Origin of the sequence: Caballeronia sp. S22 (genome assembly GCF_964261745.1) — a bacterium.
Taxonomy (GTDB): Bacteria; Pseudomonadota; Gammaproteobacteria; order Burkholderiales; family Burkholderiaceae; genus Caballeronia; species Caballeronia jiangsuensis.
Genome location: NZ_OZ180039.1, coordinates 140556 through 161796, shown reverse-complemented (window position 1 = coordinate 161796; position 21241 = coordinate 140556). Strand labels below are relative to the sequence as shown.

At 62.7% G+C, this 21241-nt stretch carries 19 protein-coding genes; 10 read left to right on the top strand and 9 right to left on the bottom strand.

The features are described 5' to 3' along the window. The first annotated feature begins 220 nt into the window (after window positions 1–220). Together ACEN42_RS32545 and ACEN42_RS32540 are read left to right on the top strand one after the other, a co-directional pair. Window positions 221–832, top strand: a complete 612-nt coding sequence (locus ACEN42_RS32545) for a hypothetical protein (protein WP_371882799.1) — start codon at window positions 221–223, stop codon at window positions 830–832. Window positions 833–1234: 402 nt separating this feature from the next. Further along, the gene (locus tag ACEN42_RS32540; RefSeq protein ID WP_371882798.1) at window positions 1235–1399 is read left to right on the top strand and encodes a hypothetical protein; all 165 of its coding nucleotides are present in this window, start codon (window positions 1235–1237) and stop codon (window positions 1397–1399) included. A gap of 170 nt (window positions 1400–1569) precedes the next feature. Here ACEN42_RS32540 and ACEN42_RS32535 read toward each other — a convergent pair whose 3' ends face one another. From ACEN42_RS32535 to ACEN42_RS32505, 7 genes are all read right to left on the bottom strand, one after another. Next, a complete protein-coding gene (locus ACEN42_RS32535) occupies window positions 1570–4911 on the bottom strand; it encodes an AAA family ATPase (RefSeq protein ID WP_371882797.1) in 3342 nt (1113 codons plus the stop codon). Between the two features lie 417 nt (window positions 4912–5328). Then, a complete protein-coding gene (locus ACEN42_RS32530) occupies window positions 5329–5751 on the bottom strand; it encodes a RidA family protein (protein ID WP_371882796.1) in 423 nt (140 codons plus the stop codon). Further along, complete coding sequence (locus ACEN42_RS32525; protein ID WP_371882795.1) at window positions 5738–6448, bottom strand: DUF3726 domain-containing protein; 711 nt, start codon at window positions 6446–6448, stop codon at window positions 5738–5740. The genes ACEN42_RS32530 and ACEN42_RS32525 overlap by 14 nt, the downstream gene beginning before the upstream one ends. Before the next feature lie 8 nt (window positions 6449–6456). Then, window positions 6457–8205 (bottom strand): hypothetical protein, encoded by a 1749-nt coding sequence (locus ACEN42_RS32520; protein ID WP_371882794.1) that lies wholly within the window; start codon window positions 8203–8205, stop codon window positions 6457–6459. After that, window positions 8202–9761 (bottom strand): BCCT family transporter, encoded by a 1560-nt coding sequence (locus ACEN42_RS32515; protein ID WP_371882793.1) that lies wholly within the window; start codon window positions 9759–9761, stop codon window positions 8202–8204. Before ACEN42_RS32515 ends, ACEN42_RS32520 begins: the two co-directional genes overlap by 4 nt. A gap of 59 nt (window positions 9762–9820) precedes the next feature. After that, window positions 9821–10807, bottom strand: a complete 987-nt coding sequence (locus ACEN42_RS32510; protein WP_371883211.1) for a dipeptidase — start codon at window positions 10805–10807, stop codon at window positions 9821–9823. A 23-nt stretch (window positions 10808–10830) separates the two neighbouring features. Next, the gene (locus ACEN42_RS32505; RefSeq protein WP_371882792.1) at window positions 10831–12273 is read right to left on the bottom strand and encodes an aldehyde dehydrogenase family protein; all 1443 of its coding nucleotides are present in this window, start codon (window positions 12271–12273) and stop codon (window positions 10831–10833) included. 104 nt (window positions 12274–12377) lie between these two features. On the opposite strand from ACEN42_RS32505, the gene ACEN42_RS32500 reads away from it, so the two are divergent. The 3 genes from ACEN42_RS32500 to ACEN42_RS32490 are packed head-to-tail and all read left to right on the top strand — an operon-like array spanning window position 12378 to window position 14118. After that, on the top strand, window positions 12378–13295 hold the full coding sequence (locus ACEN42_RS32500; RefSeq protein WP_371882791.1) for a LysR family transcriptional regulator: 918 nt from the start codon (window positions 12378–12380) through the stop codon (window positions 13293–13295). Window positions 13296–13299: 4 nt separating this feature from the next. Next, a complete protein-coding gene (locus ACEN42_RS32495; protein WP_371882790.1) occupies window positions 13300–13551 on the top strand; it encodes a 3-keto-5-aminohexanoate cleavage protein in 252 nt (83 codons plus the stop codon). Window positions 13552–13599: 48 nt separating this feature from the next. Continuing rightward, a complete protein-coding gene (locus ACEN42_RS32490) occupies window positions 13600–14118 on the top strand; it encodes an IclR family transcriptional regulator (RefSeq protein ID WP_371882789.1) in 519 nt (172 codons plus the stop codon). A gap of 75 nt (window positions 14119–14193) precedes the next feature. Here ACEN42_RS32490 and ACEN42_RS32485 read toward each other — a convergent pair whose 3' ends face one another. Continuing rightward, entirely contained in the window at window positions 14194–14943 is a 750-nt protein-coding gene (locus ACEN42_RS32485; RefSeq protein ID WP_371882788.1) for an IclR family transcriptional regulator, read from the bottom strand. Between the two features lie 228 nt (window positions 14944–15171). On the opposite strand from ACEN42_RS32485, the gene ACEN42_RS32480 reads away from it, so the two are divergent. The 5 genes from ACEN42_RS32480 to ACEN42_RS32460 are packed head-to-tail and all read left to right on the top strand — an operon-like array spanning window position 15172 to window position 20167. After that, window positions 15172–16320 carry a CaiB/BaiF CoA transferase family protein gene (locus ACEN42_RS32480; protein ID WP_371882787.1) on the top strand — a complete coding sequence of 383 codons (1149 nt, stop codon included), beginning with the start codon at window positions 15172–15174 and terminating at the stop codon, window positions 16318–16320. After that, window positions 16317–17045: an enoyl-CoA hydratase/isomerase family protein gene (locus tag ACEN42_RS32475; protein ID WP_371882786.1), complete on the top strand. Its 729-nt coding sequence runs from the start codon at window positions 16317–16319 to the stop codon at window positions 17043–17045. The genes ACEN42_RS32480 and ACEN42_RS32475 overlap by 4 nt, the downstream gene beginning before the upstream one ends. Before the next feature lie 12 nt (window positions 17046–17057). After that, the gene (locus tag ACEN42_RS32470; RefSeq protein WP_371882785.1) at window positions 17058–17891 is read left to right on the top strand and encodes a CoA transferase subunit A; all 834 of its coding nucleotides are present in this window, start codon (window positions 17058–17060) and stop codon (window positions 17889–17891) included. Next, the gene (locus tag ACEN42_RS32465) at window positions 17884–18618 is read left to right on the top strand and encodes a CoA-transferase subunit beta (RefSeq protein WP_371882784.1); all 735 of its coding nucleotides are present in this window, start codon (window positions 17884–17886) and stop codon (window positions 18616–18618) included. The genes ACEN42_RS32470 and ACEN42_RS32465 overlap by 8 nt, the downstream gene beginning before the upstream one ends. Window positions 18619–18631: 13 nt before the next feature. Beyond that, entirely contained in the window at window positions 18632–20167 is a 1536-nt protein-coding gene (locus ACEN42_RS32460) for a class I adenylate-forming enzyme family protein (RefSeq protein WP_371882783.1), read from the top strand. Here the strand turns inward: ACEN42_RS32460 and ACEN42_RS32455 are convergent. Further along, window positions 20155–21171 (bottom strand): TauD/TfdA family dioxygenase, encoded by a 1017-nt coding sequence (locus ACEN42_RS32455; RefSeq protein ID WP_371882782.1) that lies wholly within the window; start codon window positions 21169–21171, stop codon window positions 20155–20157. The genes ACEN42_RS32460 and ACEN42_RS32455 overlap by 13 nt on opposite strands. Window positions 21172–21241: the final 70 nt, after the last annotated feature.

The window sequence follows — 21241 nt, the reverse complement described above, 5'->3', positions numbered from 1 at the left end:
TTCTCCGTTATTACTTCGCCCGCACCTCGGCTTCTCGCCTCACACTCCGGAACACCGGGGCGCATTGACTCCCACTCAATCTCTGCTTTCTCCGCAAACGACGGTAGTCAGGATTCGCTGCGGCCTTTTTTGAATTTCATTCTGAATTGGGTGCTCTATCCGGCCATAGGCCATGCGCGCCGCGATGTTGAGAGCCCGATTCGCTGACAAGGAGATGACCGTGAATATCAAGCATTCAAGCATTGCGTCGGCAGCAGCCGTTGCACTTCTCTTGCTCAGCGGTGCCGCGCAGGCCGGCGACTCCGACGACTCCGGCGACTCCAGCGGCCACGGCCACCACCGTGGGTTGTGCTCGAACGCAACCTTAAAGGGACCGTTTGGATTTATCGGTCATGGAGAAATTCTTGGATTGATTGCCGATGGCACATTGCATCCGTACGCAGCCCCATTGATCCTCGATGACGTCGCACTGGTGACGTTCGACGGCACAGGCGGTTTTACACGCACCGACTTCGGAGTCATCGGCGGGCTTCCGAAAGGGGGGCAGACGACTTTCAATCCAAACCAGAAAGGCACCTACAGGGTGAACTCCGATTGCACCGGCACCATGAAAATCGTCTATGAGGCCGGCGGAGCCGTGCCGGCTGGCGTCGAAACAGATCTGAACATCGTCGTCGCTGCCGACGGGACGCTCATCGAATCCGTTGTCTCCAGGGCGGTCACCGTGTCAGGCGCGAGTGCGGACCTTATGGCAAAGTGTCCACCAAATTGCGAGCAAGGTGTGCAGGAAAGCTTTGAGGGGAAGAAGGTCCTGGTCTACGGCTTCCGTTAGTCGGGTCCTGGATGGCCTACTCGCGAAACGCGCTTCCCGTGAGTGGTGCTGAGCCCGACCTTCCGCAGGGTTTTCGGTCCTTTACTCTCGGCGCTTTCTTCCTGAAGATTGCGCCACGTCCCCGACCTATCACGATCCGGGGCACCGATGCACGTGATGAATACCGGCGCCACCAACGTGATCGGGGCAACTGACGATGCGAGTGTCGATCGACATGGTCGCGAGCGTGAGTCGGTCGTTGCTGAGGAAGCGGACGTTTGAACGTCCAATTGAACGTTAGGTTGAACGTCTCCGACTGGCCGATCCCCGAAGTTCGTCGGACGCGCGGCTCGCCGCTGAACGCGATGGCGGGCGAGCTTCGCTTGGCGACCCGAAGCCGACGGTCGCGCCGTCAGAAGTTCAATGGCAGGTATTGGATTCGAGCAGTCGTCGCAACTGCGCGCAAGCCTGCAGGCGCTTGTCGAGGCTAAACCGGCGCTCGGGTTCGCGGGTGGTGCAGCCAACGCAAAAGCGCTCGCCGATTGCCTCGCCGGTTCGACGCCGGATGTCGTCATGACCGACAAGTAGTCAGATGCGCGCGACGCGCTCAAGACCGTATTCGCACTTGAGCATGCGTCACCGGCGTTCGTCTTGTCGATCGACAATGAGCGATCGACGGCCCAAGTGTCCCAACTCTAGCTGCGATCCAATTGATCCTGGGGCGCTCGACCGGCGCGAATCGGCCAGACCCATCGGATTCACGTTTTCCGGTCAACATCATCGAGACTGTCGAGCAGTGCGATCGCGGCCATAACGTCCTGGCAGTCCAGCCCCTCGGTGCAGGCGCTAACAACGCGCCCGAGTACGACCTGTGCTTGGCGGCATTTTCCGTCGGCTTTCCACAAGCTGGCCAGGGACATCGCCGCACGCAGTTCGACGAGTGTCAGACCAAGCGAGCGCGCGTCGGTCAGGGCAACGTTGAACCAGTGTTCCGCGACGCGGGCGTCAGATCCGGGATCAAGCAGTTCGGTCACGGCACGGGAGTAGGCTAGCTCGATCAATGAGATCATTTGTCCAGTGCTGATGCATTCGGCGCAACCCGTCTCGATGTCGCGCCGCGCATCATCGAAACGGCCCAGATTTGCGAGCGCTTGCGCCCTGCATGCGTACATGTATCCCAGATCGCTGCGGCCACCGCCTGCAGCGAGATGTTCGATTGCTTGCGCGAGGCGCGCCTCAGCCTGCTGATGTTTTCCGCGCCGCTCGAGCGCGACTCCCTCGTACACCATTGCCCAGCCTTTCCAAAACGGAAGGTTCTGCGTGTCGCACAGTTCGATACAGCGATCGCACAGGTCGAACGTCGTCTTTTCATCACCGGTTTCCGCGAAGGCCCGTGCCGCGACGCTCAGTGCCTGTGACAGCACAAACGGCTGCGCAATATCCGTCGCATGGTCGACGGCCAGTCGCGCATAGTGCTTCGCCTGATCGAAGCGGCCACCAGCCAGATGGCAATAACTGAGCCAGTTGCATGCAGTCACCTTCGAGTCGTTGAGCCGGCCAAAACCGCTTTGCCGGTCTGGTCGGTACGAGTCGATGACAAATTCGAGCAATCTGGTGCAGCGCTCGAATTGACCCTGTTGGTGGAGAATGGGTCCGACGCACGAGAACGCGACGAGCTTGCTGTCGATGTCCTTTGTACTCTCGCCCAGCAAGATCAGCCGCTCCGCGGTGGCGAGCGCCTTTCGGGTATCCGCACCAGCATACGCACAGATGTTGATGCCCGACAGCGCGAGGATCGAGAGCCGTGGATCAGTCACCTGATCGACCAACGCTTCGACACGTGCCCACAACGCCGAAGCCTGTTTGCACGCATAGCCTGTGAGCACCCAATGACAGGCGGCGCCCGTAACAAGGAGTCCCACTTCGTGGTCCGCACGGTGCTCGATAGCGGCCCGATCGATCAGTGCAAGGCCTGCATCGACATATTCCAGGGCTTCGCGATGACGGTTCTTCGTGATCGCCGACCGCGCAGCCGTACGCCACTGCGGCAGTGCGAGATCGACCAGGTCCGCGCGTGTCAGGTGCAACGCAAGCAGTTCGGGCCGGGTCTTCGTCCGGTCCTTGAGTTCGGTGGCCAGCGCGCGTGCAATCGCCGCATGAATCTGCTTTCGCCGGCTCATCAGTAGCCCGTCGTAGGCGACATCGCGCACGAGCGCATGCTTGAACATGTACACGGCTTCCCCACCGCTGCCATGCCTGAAGATTAGTCCGCTGTCGACGAGGCGGTCGAGTGACTCCTGCAAATCAGCCTCGTTCGTCGGGCTGATCGCCGCGAGCAGTCCGCGATCGGACTCGCGGCCGATGCACGCGCCGATCTGAGCGACTTCTTTGCATGTTCCGAGACGATCGAGGCGTGCCATCAACGAGTCCTGAATCGTTGTTGGAATCGCTGGCGGCGGCAGCGGTCCCGGCAGTTCCCAATGGTCGCCAGCATCGCGCAGGATACCGGACTCGAGCACCGCCTGTGTCAGCTCCTCGACGAATAGTGGCACCCCGTCGGTACGTTCGAGAATCTGGTCGAGCAATTCCCCGGGCAACGGCTTTCCGCTGACGAGTTGATCAGTGATCGCCTCTCCCTGCCGTCTCGACAGGCGGTTCAGATGCAGAAGCGTCACATTGCCGTGTCCCGTCCAGGGTGGCACGAATTCGGGGCGACAGGTTACGATGAGGAGGACGGGTGCTTCACGTATCCGCTCGACCATCAACGCCATCGTCTCGAGTGTCGCTGGGTCGGCCCACTGTGCGTCTTCGCAGATCATCAGGATGGGCTGGCGTTTCGCCAAACGCAGCATCTGCTCGACCAATGCGGCTATCGTCTTCTCCCTGTGCTTTGGCGGTGCGAGCATCTGCGTCGGATAACGATCGGTCGGCAGCGACAGTAGCGCGGCAAAAAAAGGTGCGACGAGCGGCAACTCGTCGAAGTCGAGATTCAGTGACGCTTCTAGCCTATCGAGCTTCTGCTCTGGCGTATCATCGCGCTCAAATCCAAAAGCGCGCTCGAACGGTTCGACAAGCGGATAGAAGGCCGAACCGTTGTGATAGGGAGAACATTGATAGAACTGCCGCAGATGATGTGTGTCAGCGAGATGTCGACTGAGCACGTGTGCAATGCGACTTTTCCCGATGCCGGGTTCCCCAGTCAGTAGTACGACCTGACCTTCGCCTTCGCGTGCGTTTTCCCAGCGGGACAGAAGTAAAGCAACTTCGGACTCGCGACCGACAAAAGGTGTATAGCGGCTTTTTCGGTTCGCGTCGAACCGGCTTTCATTACGTGTCAGATCCCTGACGAGATATGCCTTTACGGGTTCGGTGATGCCTTTCAACGCGTGCTCACCGAGATCCTCGATCCTGAAGGCATTTCCGAGCAACCGACATGTGCCCGAAGAAATCACAATTTGATCTGGGTCGGCAAGCGCGGCCAGACGCGCGGCAAGGTTGGGGGTTTCGCCCACGGCCGCATTCGATCGCAGAGCGTCCCACGCGCCGCTGTCGCCGACAACGACCGAACCGGTTGCGATGCCAACATGCACTCTCAACGGAGTTGAAGCAGGCACTTTGCTGACGACGGCTACCATTTCGAGCGCAGCGCGCACGGCGCGCTCCGCGTCATCCTCATGCGCCTGGGGAAAACCGAAGTACACGACTATGCCGTCGCCGAGGTATTGCGCCACGTGACCGGCATAGCGGGAAACAATATCCCCGCATGCGCGTTGGTAAGCGTGCATCAGGTCCCTTAGCATCTCCGCGTCGAGCCGCCGCGCGAGTTCCGTCGAGCCGACAAGGTCGCAGAACAGTACAGTGAGTTGACGGCGCCCGGCATCCTGGGCCGATTGCATTGTCGACGCCACAACGTGCCTGTCGTTGTCAAGCGTGCAAATAGCTTTTAATAAAAGCCTGCGGTGCCCGAGCAGCACGCCGAGTTTGACTAGATCTTCCTCCGAGAGAAGTGGCAGCGAATGCAGGTCAATGCCATGGGATTCGAACAATGGCACGTACTGGTCAAGCCCGAGGGGGCGCAGCCACGATGCGAGCGTATCCATGGACAGACTCTGGTGACGACTGCAACCTGCTTGCCAGGCCAGGGCGTCAAGGTGAAACGCAATTAATCTGGGCAACCAAACCTACTACATACCGTAGCAAGCAGATGGCTCGTAGGCAAGGCGCATTTTTGTGGGCTACAAACCATACATCATGCACGTGCGGAAACTGAAGTCTGGGAGTATCACGCGTTTGCTGGCAGCGGGGCCTGACATTCTCGCCTGACAACGGTTGGACGGCAGGAAAGCGACTTCTGTACCGCGTCACCGATGTCGTTAGGCGTTGACGAAGGTGCCATTGCTGGCCGGCTCGTCGACGCCTGCGGTCTGCCGTTTGAATGTCTGCAGTCTCTCGACGGTGAACGTCTGGAATTGGTCGAGCCAACCCTCATCAGATCGACACCGCAGCAACGCATCTAGTCAGGCATTGTTCGCCACGCCTGCGTACGCAACGATCTCGATTAGCATCTCTTCGCGCGCGAGACCGGCCACGACGAACGACGCACGATTTGGAAACGGCGCCCGAAAATGCCGCAGCCAGACCGCGTTGACGAAAGGAAGCCACGCCCGGTCCGTCACGTAGATGAGCACCTGAGCGACGTCGCCGGCCGTAGCGCCCGCGGCCTCTAGCGTCCGGAACAGGTTCTCGAATACCTGGTGTGTCTGTGCCTCGATGCCGCCGCTCACGAGCGCGCCGTCCGCGCTCACGGGAATCTGTGCGGTATAGAGTGTTCCGTTCGCCGCGACCGCCCAGGAGAAGAGCGAGTCCGCGCGCTCCGGTAGTCCGGTGTGAATCTGCCTGACGCTGCGCGCCCCCCGCGCGTTCCGGTCAGAAGCCGTCATCGGAACCTCCTGCCCCATGCGTGCGCGACGCCTCGCTCTCGGCCACTAGCACGCGGCGCTTCCAGTCGACTAGCCGCGCCAGTTGCGCGGGCTCTACATCGACGCCATTCCAGATCGCTCCGTAATGCCGCGCTTCAAACTCTTCCGGATCAAGCTCGTGCGAGAGGCCGGGTTCTACGTCGATCGGCGAAGGAATCGCTTCGCTCGTGCGGCAGCATACGACGATCTCCCCAATGGCCGCACCGGAGCGCGCGTTGCAGCCCAGATAGGTGGGGTAAAGGCTACCCCCATCCGTCCAAGCGAAATGACAGCCGCCCGCGTCCCGCCACGAAAGATCGAAGCGGCGCGAGCGCCCGCTCATCGTCTTCAGACCATACAGCGCGAGACGCGGCGCAAGTGCACCCGAAACGCGCACCACGCCGATGCCTTCTTTCGTCGCCCTCGCCCATGCAAGCTCGAACGCCAGCACGCATCCAGCGAGACCGGGCGCTTGCCGTGCCGGATGTTCGCCACAGGCCGCGCCCTTGACGGTGTATTGCTCGCGCGCCTGCGCGCCGAGCATGCCATCAAGCGCTTCGAGACCGCCAAAGCATACGGCCTGAAGCCATACGGCCGCATCCGCTGCATCCTCGTAATCGCCCTGCGCCCATCCGCTGCCTTCCAGCGCCGCGCGGCACAGCGACGTCAACTCATTCATCGCCGTCTTCATGCTTGTCCAAGTCCTCTTTCGTTGCTGTCCGGCACGCACGGAAAAATCCAGTCATCGGCCATGTCTGGCGCGAGCTCATCGAGTGTCGGCGCGCCCTGGAACAATGTGACGCGTACCCAGAGGTTCGACTTGGGATCGAACTTGCTCGCACCGAACATCGCGAGCTTGGCACGCATGAGGTCGATCGGCAGGGTGTCCGCCGCCAGCAGGTTCTCGCGGATCTCGCCGTATGGCCGGCCGATCAGGGTCTGCACGCGGCGCACGATCGCGCGGTGCTCCGGATGCATCCCGACGAACTCCGCGACGCTCATGTCGTCGTCGCGCAGCGCGTGCAGGGCCGCGTGAAGCCGTCCGACCTGGCGCGCGATATCGAGTGGCAGTTCACGCTCCGAGCCCGGCTCACGGTCTCGTACGCCCAGACGCGGCTCCTCTTTTTCCGCCGAGCGATACCAGAAGAAATGCGTATCGTCGCGGAGCGCAGAGGGCTGCTGCAACGCCCATCGATAGTCGTCCTCAACGAGCTGGCGCAACTCGCCCGTACGCATATCGGAATCGAGGCGCAAGGTATCGTCGACGGGCGCGCCGCAATCGATCGAATCGACGAGTTCTGGATAGAGTTCCAGCAGGACGGCCACCAGCACCTCCTGCGCGGCGCTCGACACCCGCTCGCCGGTCCACGCCAGCAACATATCCCAGTGGAATGCTTCAGGCGTCGCGGCAAGGCGCCGCAGCGCATCCTGGATGATCGGCAGCTCGCCGACGATCACCGCGTTGCGCGCGGCCTCGCGCGGATGGTCCGTGTGCACCTGCGCGATGTGACGCGCCGCGCGGGCCAGCAGGGCTTGTGCGCGTGTCGTCGCAGGGGCATCGACGGACTCGACGGCCAGCACGCGTGCTAGCGCGGTCTCCCGTCCGCGCACCCATTGATCGAGCTGAAGCGGATGCCGTACGAGGAACGGCGCCATGCCAAGCCCGGTGGCGTTGCCGACGCCGAGATAGCGCCGGCAACTGCGCGCGAGCTTCACGGCGATGCGTGGATTGCGGCGCACCGCGACGTGTTCGGCGAGACGCACGCTGAAGTCTCGTAGCACATACACGGCGCACATCTGCGCCGAAAAGCCCGAGCGAAACGCTCGAGTGCCGGCAATCCGCGGATAGTCCGCGATACCGAACTTGCCGTTGCCATACACGGCCGTCGTACGAACCAGGTAGCCGACCCGCTCGAAGACGGATGAATCCGGCTGACGCCCCTCGGCGAGACAGCTCACCACATGGTCGAAGTTGCGCACGCTCTTGTTGGCGCGGCACAGCACTAGATCGTTCGCATCGAGCCGGCCCGCCTCCTGCAACGGCACATTGGCGCGCAATCGCTCGAGGTCGCCCGGCTGCGGCACGCCGCAGATGAGTGCGGACGTGATGTCCCACTTCTGCGCGATCACGCGATCCGTGCGCTCCGCCGCGTCGAGATGCTGCGAGAAAATCACCTGGCTGTAGCGCTCGCCGTAGGCTTCGATCGAATAGATGCAGACGCCGTAGCCCTCGTCGTCCAGCTCCATGTGCGCGACGCGAACCCGCCACTGGTCGCGCGCCATGCGCCTGACGAGCGCCCGCACGAAGCTCAGCCGCGTGCCGTGCATCGCGCCGAGACGTTCGGTGCGGTTCGTGACGTCGGCGCTGCGCAGCGCCGGATGCGTGTTCTGCATGATGTTCACGCTGTCGTCATTCATGATGGCCTCATCGTTCATCGGTCGACTCCTTGCTCGATCGCCATCGTCCGGGCAATACGCACGGCGTCCCAAAGCGAGGGCAGAATCAGGATCGACACCGGCACCGCCGTGATGACGATGAACGACTGCAGCGCGCTGACGCCGCCTGAGCCCATCGTGATCAGCACCGCGCCCACCAGCCCCATGCCGATGGCCCAGAAAATCTTGAGCCAGTGACGCGGCTCACCGCGATCACCCGACATCGCCATGGCGATCGTATACGCCATCGAGCCGCCGTTGGTCACGACCGAAAAGAAGCTGAGAAACAGGAACAGCGCCGAGATCAGGTTGCGCAACGGCAGCGCCTGCGCCACGCCGAGCAACAGCGCCTCGGGCAGGCTTCCGTGCGAAACGACGCTACCCGGTGAGGCAAGCTCGATGCCGATGCCCGCGCCGCCCACCAGCGTGAACCACAGCATCGTGATCACGGGCGCTGCGATGGAAAGCAGCACGACCAGCTCGCGAATGGTGCGGCCGCGCGACACCTTCGCGACGTAGATCGCCATCATCGGCGCATAACCGATGAACCAGCCCCAGTAGAAGAGCGTCCAGGCATTGAGCCACTTGTCGTCGCCGCGATACATCGCGGTCTGGACGAAATCGACGACATGCGTCGCGAACGCCTGGAAGAACACGCTCGTCAGAAAGGCCGTCGGCCCGAAGACGTAAAGATAGGCCGCCAGCCCGAGCATGAGCCACACGTGGATCTTGCAGACGAAGCGCAGCCCTTCCAGACCCGCGATGCAGGCCGACGTGAAGATCACGGTCACCGCGAGAATCACGAGCGCCTGTGTCACGACGGTATCGGGCACGGCCCAGACCGAATGCAGTACATAGGCGATCTGCAGCCCGAGAAAGCCGATCGGGCCGATGGTGCCGGCCGCCACTGCGATGATCGAGGTGGCGTCGGCGAGCGTCGCGATCGGGCCCTTGAGCGCGCGCGCTCCGAAGAGCGGATAGAGCAGCGTGCGCGGCGCGAGCGGCAAGCCGCGGTCGAAGTGCAGATGCATCAGCACGATCGCGAGCAGGCTGCCGAGCACGGCCCACGCGAGAAAGCCCCAGTGCAGGAACGACTGGGCGAGCGCCGCCACGGCCCCTGCCTGCGTGCGCGGCGCCGCGCCGAAGAACGGCGGAGGGCTCATGAAATGCATGAGCGGCTCGGCGGCGGCCCAGAATGCGCCGCCGCCGGCCAGCAGCGCGCACATGATGATGACGACCCAGTTGAACGTCGAGTTCGACGGAACCTGCGCGGCGCCGCCCAGCTTCACGCGGCCGAGCTTCGAGAAGGCGATCGCGAGACTGACCGCGAAAGTCGCGAGCATCAGCACCTGCCAGTAGAAGCCGAAGACGCGCGTCGCCCAGCCGAAGGCGGTATCGACGACCGTCGAGAGCCACGAGAGGTTGCACAGCGCCGCCACCAGGAACAGCACGAAGAAGCCCCCGCTGATGAGAAAGATGGGCCAGTCGATGCTGCGCGTATGAACTTCCCGCTCATCGCGTCTGGCCGCGAGCGCGGGCGTGGTATCTATTTCCATGTCTCCTCCAGTTCGAATAGTAGTCTCGTGCGATGTAGTCTCGTGCAACGCACCACGCGCTAGTCGCGCCGCTCGGCGTCGCACAGAATGCGCATCCAGTTGCCGCCCATGATCTTCGCCACCTCGGCATCGGAGAATCCCGCGCGGGCGAGCGCGTCGGTGAGCTTTGGAAAGTCCGCGTTCGAGCGGAACCAGTTCACGGGGTCGGGCCACGCGGCGTGCTCCGCGCTGCCTTCGCCGTAATCCGTCTGCTTGCTCCAGCGGCCGTTGCGCATCCATTCGAGCACGCTGTATGGCTGTGCCTGACACAGGTCGCTGCCGATGCCCACGTTGTCGACGCCGATCATGTCCACCGTGCGCGCCACCATGTCGGTGAACTCGCCCGTCGTGCAGCGGCTGCCGTTCTTCAGGTGAAACGGATAGAGGCTGAAACCGACGAGACCGCCCCGCTCCGCCAGCGCGCGCAGCACCGCATCCGACTTGTTGCGCTTCGCCGCATGAAAAAAGGAAGGGTTCGCGTGACTGATGACGATCGGCCGCTTCGACAGCGCGATCGTCTCGAGCGTCGAACGCTCCGCGCTGTGCGACATGTCGACGATCATGCCGACGCGGTTCATCTCCTCGATCACCGCGCGCCCGAAGCGCGTGACGCCGCCGTCGCAGGCTTCATAGCAGCCCGTCGCGAGCAGGCTCTGATTGTTGTAGGTCAGTTGCATCGTGCGCACGCCCAGATCGCGGAACACCTCGACGAGACCGATGTCGTCCTCGATCGGCGAGCAGTTCTGCAGCCCGTAGAGAATCGCGATCCTGCAGCTGCGCTTCGCGACGAGCACGTCGTCCATGGTGCGTGCCGGCATCACGAGATCGGCATGGCGCTCGAAGCGCGCGTTCCATTCGGCGATGCGCGACAGCGTTTCACGCGCGTTTTCCCAGTAGACGATGGTGGCGTTCACCGCCGCCACGCCACCTTCGCGCATCTCCTCGAAAATCTGCCGGTTCCAGTTCGAATACTGCGTGCCGTCGATCACCACCAGCGAGTCGTGCAGGCTCATCATGTTTCCTTGTCCGTTCATGCCCGTGTGTAGGCGGTCTTGAGCGTCGTGTAGAACTCCGCCGCGTGCGGCCCCTGCTCGCGCGGACCGTGACTCGACGCCTTGCGGCCGCCGAACGGCACGTGATAGTCCGTACCCGCGGTGGGCAGATTGACCATCACACAGCCGGTTTTCGCGTGGCGGCGGAAATGCGTCGCGTGCCGCAGCGACTGCGTGACGATGCCCGCCGTGAGCCCGAAGGGCGTGTCGTTCGCGACCGCCAGCGCTTCCTCGTAGTCGCGCACGGGAATCACGCATGCGATCGGCCCGAAGATTTCATCGCGATTGATCTGCATGTCGTTGCGGCCTTCGTCGAACAGCGCGGGCGACATGCACCACGCGCGCTCAGGCCGGGCCAATGCCTCGCCGCCGCACACGAGCCGCGCGCCCTCCTGTCGGCCCAGCGCGACGTATCGAAGGTTCGATTCGAGCTGACGCTGGTCGACCACCGGCCCCATCTGCACCCCGTCGTCCAGCGACCGTCCGACGCGCACGTCACGCAGACGCTGCGCGAGCCGTTCGACAAACGCCGCATGGATTCCGGGCGTCACGACGAGGCGCGACGAAGCCGTGCACTTCTGTCCGGTGCCCGAGTAAGCGCCGTTGAAAGCGCAATCGACGGCGAGGTCGAGATCGGCGTCGTCGAGCACGACCAGCGCGTTTTTGCTGCCCATTTCCATCTGCAGCCTGATGAGCTGCGGCGCCGCGGCGGCGGCCAGGCGCCGGCCCGTTTCGAGCGAACCGGTGAAGGTGATGCCGTCCACGTCCGGCGAATCCGCGAGCGCGCGGCCGATCGCCTCGCCCGGCCCCATCACCAGGTTGAACGTGCCGGCGGGCAGCGCCTGGCGGCTGATGATCTCGGTCAGCGCCCAGGCGCTCGCCGGCGTCAGATTGGCCGGCTTGAACACCACCGCGTTGCCGAACGCGAGCGCGGGCGCGATCTTCCAGCTCGCGGTCGCCATCGGGAAGTTCCACGGCGTGACGATACCGACGACGCCGAGCGGCTCGCGCTGGATATCGATCTCGACGCCGGGACGGACGGAATCGGCCTTGCCGCCGAGCTGACGCAGCACTTCCGCGGCGAAATAGTGAAAGAACTGTCCCGACCGCGCGACTTCGCCGATGCCTTCGGCAAGCGTCTTGCCCTCTTCGCGCGACAGCAGCCGGCCCAGTTCGTCGCGGCGCGCGATCAGTTCATCGCCGATCGCGCGCAGCACGTCGTGACGCGCTTCGAGACCGTTCGCCGCCCAGCGCGGTTGAGCCATGCGCGCCGCTTCGATCGCCTCGCGCGCCTGCGCCGGCGTGGCCTGCGCGTAGCGGCCGATCACGTCCTCGGTGTCCGACGGACTCCGGTTGTCGATGAGCTCATCGCCGGCCTGCCAGCGTCCATCGATGTAATTCAAAAAGGTCTGCGACGTCATACCCGATCTCGCTTTTTCCATTGACTTGAAGCGATTCTAAAAATCGGGCTAAGATAATCAAAGCCAAATATTTTTATGATTTTATTTGCTTCTCTTATCGAAAAATGGACCGCCTCCCCGACGTCAAAATCACCCAACTGCGTCATTTCGTGGCCGTGGTCGAGTATCGCGGCTTCAAGGCTGCCGCCGCCGCCGTGTTTCGGAGCCAGCCCGCGCTGTCGCTGTCCATCAAGGAGCTGGAAAGCGCGCTGGGCGCCGCGCTCTTCGAGAAGGGCAGTCACGCGTCGCCCACACCCTTCGGCACCATGCTCTACGGCGAGGCGCGCAAGCTGGTCGAGCATTACGAGCGCGTGATCGGCTCGGCCGTCGACGTCGTCCGGGTGCGGCATGGGCGCGTGCGCGTGGCCGCGGTGCCATCCATCGCGCACGAAATGCTGCCGCGCGCGATCAGCCGCTTCGCGCAGCGCTATCCCGGCATCGAATTGCATGTGGAAGACGGTACCGCGGACTATATCCACGACCGGGTGCGCTCGGGCGTGATCGACTTCGGCATCGCAGGCGAGCCCAAGGGAGAGCCGGAGCTGAGCTTCACACCGCTTCTGTCCGATGTGATGTGCGTCGTGGTGAAGGCGGGCCATCCGCTCTTCCGGCATCGGAAGATCAAGTGGAAGGATCTGTCTGGGTATCAACTTATCGGCAACGGCACGATGCGCGCATTGCCGGCATCCCTGCTCGATGCGATCGGACAGATGGAGATCTTCATCGCCAACACCACCGCCCTGCTCTCGGCCGTCGAAGGTGAAGTCGGTCTCACCGTACTGCCTTATCTCGCGCAGCAGCGACATCGGGACATGCTGCGCTTCATTCCGCTTGACGAACCGCCTGTTGAGCGCACCGTGGGCTTCGTCGAGCCGACCGGAAGGTCGTTGAGTCCGGCAGCGCTCGCGCTGCGCGAGAGTTTCCTGGAGAATCTCGGCGTGTCGGTACTACCGAAGCAGGTTCGCCGCTTGACGCTCGATTGATGCGATGGTCTGGAACGCGCAGATCGCGGACATGCTGAATGCGGGCCAGCGTGATCGCACTATCGGTAAAGCGTTCAGCCGCCTTGGGACTGCAGCGCGCCGCATTGCTGACCTCCGCGATGCGGTGCAGACGCGGCTCGCGTCGAGCAACGCGGAACTCGTCGGCAAGATCGTCGACGCTTGCGAGCGCTTCGATCGCGTACCCGCGACGCCCCAGGAAGCGCGCGCGATCCTGAAGCTGCCGCAGGCGGCGTGAAGGGGTGCTCACGTGCAATGGCCGCTTCGAGGATTCTTGCGACGCGCAATGCTGAACGTTGACCCACAGAAGCCGGAATCGACCGCGTTGAGGGCGTTTGCCGTACTCGAATACGTGGCGCATGCGAACACGCCCGTTTCCCTCGACGATGTGACCCACGCCTGCAAGCTCCCCAAGCCGACGGTGTTCCGTATCCTGTCAATGCTCTTCGAGGCCGATCTCGTCTATCGCGAACCGCTCGGCAAGCGGTACACGGTGGGCGCGCGCTCGGCCGCGCTCGCGCTCGACGTGCTGCGCCATTCCACCTTGCGCTCGCAACCGCACACGGTCTTGCAGGAACTCGTGGACGCAGTGGGCGAAACCTTCAACGTGACGATCCTCGACGGCAATCAGGTGCTCTATCTCGATCGCGTCGAAACGCCGATGCCCTTGCGTCTGCATCTGGAGCCGGGTACGCGCGTGCCGCTGCACTTGCGTGGAGCGGCCAGCGCCATCGCGGATGCAATGGCGCCGCTCAACAAACAAGCCAGCCACGTGACCCAGAGCGATTCGGCCGCGTTGTTGTAGGAAACGACCCGCATCCGCCCAACGCAGCGAACATCCGGCGCCAGGGCAAATGCCCCGGCGCCAGCGTCGCTCACTTCACTTGCGATATCCCATCGCCCGCGAGATGTTCAGCGCCGCATCCTGAACCGCCGGCGCGAATTCCTTCATGCGCTTGACGCTCAGGCGCTCCAACGGCCCCGAGATTCCGATGGCCGCAGCCGGAAGGCCGAACGCATCGAAGATCGGCGCGGCGACACCGCCCACGCTGTCCCGCCATTCGCCGCGATTGATCGCATAGCCATTGGTCGCCGCGCGCGCGAGCTCGACCTTGAGCGCCTGCAAATCCGTGATGGTGGCCTTCGTGTGTGCGGTGAGATCGACCAGATGCCGCGCGAGGAATTCCTGCGTCTGATGCGCGAGAAGAATCTTGCCCGTCGCAACGCAATACGCAGGCGCATGGCCGCCGAGCACGGAGTACGCGCGCACGGGCTGCGCGCTCTCGATCTTGTCGACATACACGACCGAGGCGCCATCCAGAATCGACAGATGCACCGTCTCTTGCGTGAGATCGACCAGCGCACGCATATGCACGGCCGCGAACTGCCGCACGTCGATCTGCGCCATCTGCTTCGCGCCCAGCTCGAAGAGTTTGAACGTGCTGCGATAGTTGCCCGTGGTTTCATCGCGCGTTGCATAGCCTGCGTGCGCGAGCGTTTGCAACGTGCGGTGCGTGTTGCTCTTCGTGAGCCCGACCTGCTCGGCCAGCACCGGGATCGTGACGGGCTTGCCATTCTGATCGGCGAGCGCCTCCAGCAGCATCAGGCCCTTCAGCAACGTCTTGTCCATTGTCCTAAGATTTAGGATTAAAAGTTCATTCTACACCGCGCGTAGCGGCAAGAGCCGCGTATCGATCCGGCAATCTGCCCGGTGCGTGTTCACGGTCCTCTGCCACGTCATCCTATTTTATAGGATTCGTATATCATTTTTTGGTTTACACGCCCGGAAGATCGCGCCACAATCGAATCGACGCGCACGAGCGCCGCCGCATGCCAACGGGATCGCCAGGGAAAACACATGGATCATCCACTTCAAGGAATCAGGGTCATCGAGTTCTGCAACGTCGCGGCGGGGCCGTATTGCGGAATGCTGCTCGCGGACATGGGCGCGGACGTCATCAAGGTCGAGCATCCGAACGGCGGCGATACGTTGCGTGCGTGGCCACCCATTTCCGATGGCTATAGCGAGAATTTCGCGTCGCTCAACCGCAACAAGCGCTCGGTCACGCTCGATCTGAAAAACCCCGAGGACATCCTTCAGGCGAAGTCGTTGATTCAGACAGCCGATGTCGTCATCGAGAACAATCGTCCCGGCGTGATGCATCGCCTCGGGCTCGGTTACGAAGACATTCGCGCGATGAAACCATCCATCGTCTATTGCTCGATCTCCGCGTATGGTCAGACCGGGCCGCGCTCGCAGGAAGGCGGTTTCGATCTGACCGTGCAAGCGATGAGCGGCATCATGAGCATCACGGGCGAACCCGATGGTGCGCCGGTCAAGTGCGGCGTACCGCTCGCGGATTTCTCCGCTGGCCTGTATGCCGCGTTCTCGGTGACATCGGCGCTGCGCGGCGTTGCGGCAACGGGCGAAGGCACGCATATCGACGTGCCGATGCTCGGCGCGACGCTCGCCATCGCCGCATTGCAGACGTCCGAATACTTCGGCACGGGGCGCGATCCGCAGAAGCTCGGCTCGGCGCATCCGCGTAACGCGCCCTATCAGGCGTTCAAGGCGCGGGACACGTATTTCGGCATGGCTGCAGGCAATAACGCGCTGTGGGAATCGGTGTGCAAGGTCGTGCAACGCGACGATCTCAAGGCGGACTCGCGTTATGCGACGACCACGCTGCGCGCGCAGCATCAGGTCGAATTGCGCGACACGCTGGAGGCGATCTTCGCCGCTGACGACGCCGAACTCTGGATCGAGCGCTTTCGTGCGGCGGGCGTGCCGTGCGCGCCGATCAACACGTATTCGCAAGTTTTGAAGGACACGCAAGTCGAGCATATGGAATGGGTGCAGCCGCTCGAATTGCCCAATGGCGTGCAGACGAAGACGTTCGCATCGCCCGTCAAATTCTCCGGTAAAACGCCTGACATTCGCCTGCGTCCGCCGGGACTCGGTGAACACAACGCCGAGTTGCTGAAGCGCTCGGAGGTCGAGGCATGAGCGGCATCATCGTCGAGAAAATCCCGACGCATTGGTCGATCACGCTCAATCGGCCGGACAAGCTGAATGCGTTATCCGCGAGTATCGTGGAGGAACTGATTCAGGCTTTCGACGCTGCCGATGCCGCAAAAATATCGCTCGTCACGCTGCAAGGCGAAGGCCGATGCTTTAGCGCGGGATTCGATATGAGCGACGTGCATGCGCAAAGCGAAGGCGATCTTGTGCTGCGTTTTATCCGCATCGAAACGTTGCTGAACAAGATTGCGAGCGCGTCGTGCTTCACCGTGGCGCTCGCGCATGGCAGAAATTTCGGCGCGGGTGTCGATCTGATTGCGGCGTGCAATCTGCGCGTGGCCGCGCCCGGTTCGACGTTTCGCATGCCGGGGCTGAAGTTCGGGCTCGTGCTGGGTTCGGCGCGATTCGCGCGAATCGTCGGCACGCGTGAGGCGCAGCGCATTCTCGAAACAGCCGCCACGTTCGATGTCGAACGTGCCTGCGCGAACGGGTTCATCGAACGCGTGGCGGGTCCGGAGCAGTACTCGGAAGTCGTCGCCGAAGCGGTGGAACGCGCGCGCGCCTTGCCCGCCGAGAGCCGCGCCATGTTGCGACGCGCGCTGGACACTGAAGAGGGCGATACCGACCTCGCCGCGCTCGTTCGATCGGCGTCCGCGCCGGGCATTCACAAGCGCATCGAAGCGTACCTGGCGTCGTCGAAGAAGGCTTAGGAGACGTCTCGTATGAGTTCGGGATTCGCAAGCAAGGACAAACAGGTCTCGCTCGCCGAACTGGCTGCGCTCGTACCCAATGGCGCGTCATTGGGCCTGGGCGGCAGCTTTCTGCATCGCGGGCCGTTCGCGTTCGTGCGCGAACTGATCCGGCAGGAGAAGCGCGACATCGAGATCATCAAGCAGTCGCCGGGTTACGACATCGACATACTTTGCCGCGCGGGCGTGGCCTCGCGCGCGCGTTGCGGCATCGTCGCGATGGAAGGCAATTTCGGGCTTGCGCCATGGTATCGGCGCGCGGTCGAGAAGGGTCATCTGAAGCTCGAAGAACACGCATGCGCGAGCCTCACCGCGGGACTGCGCGCGGCTGCCTTCGGCGTGCCGTTCATGCCGTGCGGCGGCTTGCACGGCAGCGATCTCGTGCGGATCAACGACTGGAAACGTCTCGACGATCCCTATGGCAGCGGCCAGAAAACCTACGTGATTCCCGCAATTTCGCCGGACTTTGCCGTGATTCACGCATCGAGCGTGGATCGCGATGGCAACGTGCGCGTGGCCGGCACGTATCACTGGGACCGCATCATGAGCCGCGCCGCCAAAAGCGTGCTCGTCGTGGCCGAAGAACTCAGCGATACGCGCTTCGCCGATCAGCCCGAACTCACGATCGTGCCTTATTTCATGTTGCAAAACTACGCGATCGTGAAGAACGGCGCATGGCCGGGCTCGTGCTGGCCATCGTATGCGATCGACTATCCGGCGGTAGATGCGTATCTTCAAGAAGGCCCCGAAGCGCTCGCACGCCATATCGATGCCGCGCCCGAAGCGGAGGTTCATCGACATGGCTGAACAATGGAGCGGCTTCTCCTACATCGTCACGAATCTCGCGCGCTTCATCCGGCCGGACGAGATCACGTTCAGCGGCGTGAACTCCACGCCGCCGATGCTCGCATGTCTGCTCGCAAAGCGCGCTTATGACTGGGACTTCGTGTATATCAACGTGGCGGGCGGCGTCGATCCGTCGCCCTCTTCCATTCCGATTTCGAGCTCCGACCCATTGCTTGCGGAAGGCTCGGCATCGATCTTCGCCAACGAGGATTTTTACGATCTTTGCACGCGCGGCCGCATGGATCTCACGTTCCTAGGCGCGGCGCAACTCGACGGCGCAGGCTGCGCGAACAACTCGTGCATCGGCGAATGGGCGCATCCGGAAGTGCGTCTGCCGGGCGGCGGCGGCGGCGCGGTCATGCTGCCGACGGCCAGACGCGCCTGCACGTGGCGCACCGAGCATTCGAAACGCACGCTCGTCGCGAAGCTCGACTTCGTGACATCGTGGGGCGGCATGCATGGCGTGGTCACGCCCATCGCCGTATTCGTGAGGCGCGACGGCAAGCTTGCATTGCAATCGTGGCATCCGGAATCGAGTCTCGATGAAGTGCGCGAACGCACCGGCTTCACGTTCGATGCAAGCGACGCCGGGCCCACCGCGCCGCCGACATCGCGCGAGCGTGAAGCGCTCGAATCACTCGACCCGCACGGGCAATTCGAGCGCGATGCAGCCGTTCGACTTAGGTAACGAGAACGACACAGTGACGACGACCACCGCATTGCATTTCGATGTCAGACCGACGAGTCTCGCGCAAGCCTTCGAACAGTACTGGCATGTGCGTAATGTGCAGAACCTTCCCGCAATCGGCGATGGCACGCGTTCGCTGACGTATGTCGAACTCGCACGCGAGACCGGCAGCGTCGCGGCGCACTTGTCGGGCCGCCACGCGCGCCAGGGCGATGTCGTCGCTATCACGATGTCGCGCTCGCTCGATGCCGTTGTGTTGTTGCTCGCAGCGATTCGCGCGGGACTGTGTCCGTGCGTGTTCGAACCGAAGCTCGCACCGGACGAAGTGAGCGCGCGTCTCGTCGAAACAGGTGCACGTTTTCTCGTGCATGACGACGACAACACATCGCTCGTGAGCGAACTTGCCATTCCCTCGCATACGACGATCATCGACTTCGCGCGTCTGACGGAGCCGGCGTACTGGCCGCCTGTCGATGTCGCTGCCGATTGCCCTGCCCTCCTGCTCTTCACTTCGGGCAGCACGGGACGTCCGAAAGTTGTGCAACTCACTCAGGCCGCGCTGCTCAACAATGCGCTCGGCGTGCTCGAACAAAGCGCGCTATCGAGCGATGACAGGCTGCTTCATGTCATGCCGATCTATCACACGAATGGCGTGAACAATCAGTTGTTCGCGCCGTTGCTCGCGGGCGCAAGCGTCCTGTTTTGCCCGCGTTTTCGTGCGGAAGACATGCCCGATTTGATGACGCGCTTCAGGCCGACCATCATCACCGGCGTGCCTACGATGTATTCGCGCATGCTGGCGCAGCACTTCGACGCCGACTCGCTCGCAACGCTGCGCATGGCGCGCTGCGGTTCCGCGCCGATCATGGAAGCCTTGCATCGCGAAGTGGAAGCGAAGCTCGGTTGTCCGCTCGTGATTTCCTATGGTTTATCGGAAGCTACATGTACGAGCACGCTCAATCCACCGAACGCGCGACGCGTGGGTTCGGTCGGCAAGGTCGTGCCGGGACAGACGGTCAGGCTGTGCGCCGCCGACGACACGATGATCGATACACCGAATCTCGAAGGTGAAATCTGCATCGCGGGGCCGAATCTCATGACAGGCTATCTGGGCGCCGCCCATGAAACCTCCCGCACGATCGTCGATGGATGGCTGCGCACCGGCGATCTCGGCCGCTTCGACGACGATGGCTATCTCTACGTGACAGGCCGCATCAAGGACGTGATCATCCGCGGCGGCGAAAACATTTCGCCGTTGTTGATCGAGAGCGTGATCGTGGCGGAAGGGAATGTCGCTGCGTGCTGTGTCGTGGGCCGCGCGGATCGCGATCTCGGTGAAGTGCCGGTTGCGTTCGTCGTGCCGAGAGACCTTACCGCGATACATGCCGAACGCGTGCAGGACGCCGTACGCAAGCGCCTTTCACGCATCTACGTGCCGCACGACGTGGTGTTCGTCGAATCGTTGCCTGAGACGGCGGTCGGCAAGGTGGATCGCAAGGCGCTCGCGGCGCGCCTTGCCAAAGGCTTCTACGATACTCAGCCGTTATAGAACCGCCGGCGTGCATCGCGGAGCCACAGACGCACGAGATGCCGCTTGCGATGCTCTTCATCGAAATCGACGAAGTTCGTGCGTCGATGTCCGCAACGCAAGTTATCGACGATTTGAATCTGGCCCGGCTCGAAAAAGAACTCACGCGCCCATTGCGGTTCGCGCATGACGGCTTCGAGCGTTTCCAGTGCTTCGAGGGTCTCCTCGTCCATCTCCCGCTGCGCCATCCGATAGCCGTTGATCACATGACGATGCGAAAGCCTGCACACGACACCGTCCGCTTCTTTGCAAAATAGAGGATGACTGATGATAGTCGAATCGCCGGGTGCGTGCTCGCGTTGCCGATCGAACAGATACGGCCGATGCAAGCGCTCAAGCAGATGCGGATAACGTTCGATCATCTGGTTGTAGACAGTATAGAAACTGACGATACTGCTTACGCCGCCTTCCTTGGCGGGATGCAGGCACAACAGCGCGACGTAATCCGGCGGGCAGACGTTATAGCTATTGTCGGTATGAAAATTCTGTTCCGCGTTGGTGATGTCCGGCCGCACGCCGTTGCCGGGCGGCTTGCCGAGATCGCGCACGTCATAAATCATCTTGCCGTCCCAGCTCTGCGCGACGGGACGCGACACCATCTGCGCGAGCAGCCAATACACCGCCGTTGCTTCTTCCTTGCTCCACAGTTCCATCGGCAAGCGGTCGACGATCACGAAGCCCGGCCCGTCGCTCAGCAATTGCGCCGCCTCGCGCATCATCGCGCGGCAGCGTTCGAGCGAAAAGTCGTCTGGACGCAGAAGCGGCGTCGGCAGCGGATTCGCACGCAGCGTCGCCACGACTTCATCGAGTTCGCGGCGGCACGCATCGTCGATCTTCACGATGCCGTCTTCGGGCGAGAGGCTGTCACGCGTCCACGCAATCTTGCCGGTGAAAGGCGTCATGCGTACCGGCTCGCCGAGATCGTGCGCGGCGTCTTCTTCCAGTATCATCGTTTGATCAGTCATCTCCGGGGCTCCTTTTTTTGCGGCGCAATGTCGTGTGTTTTATGCCGCGATGCAAGCCAGTCTAGGGCGT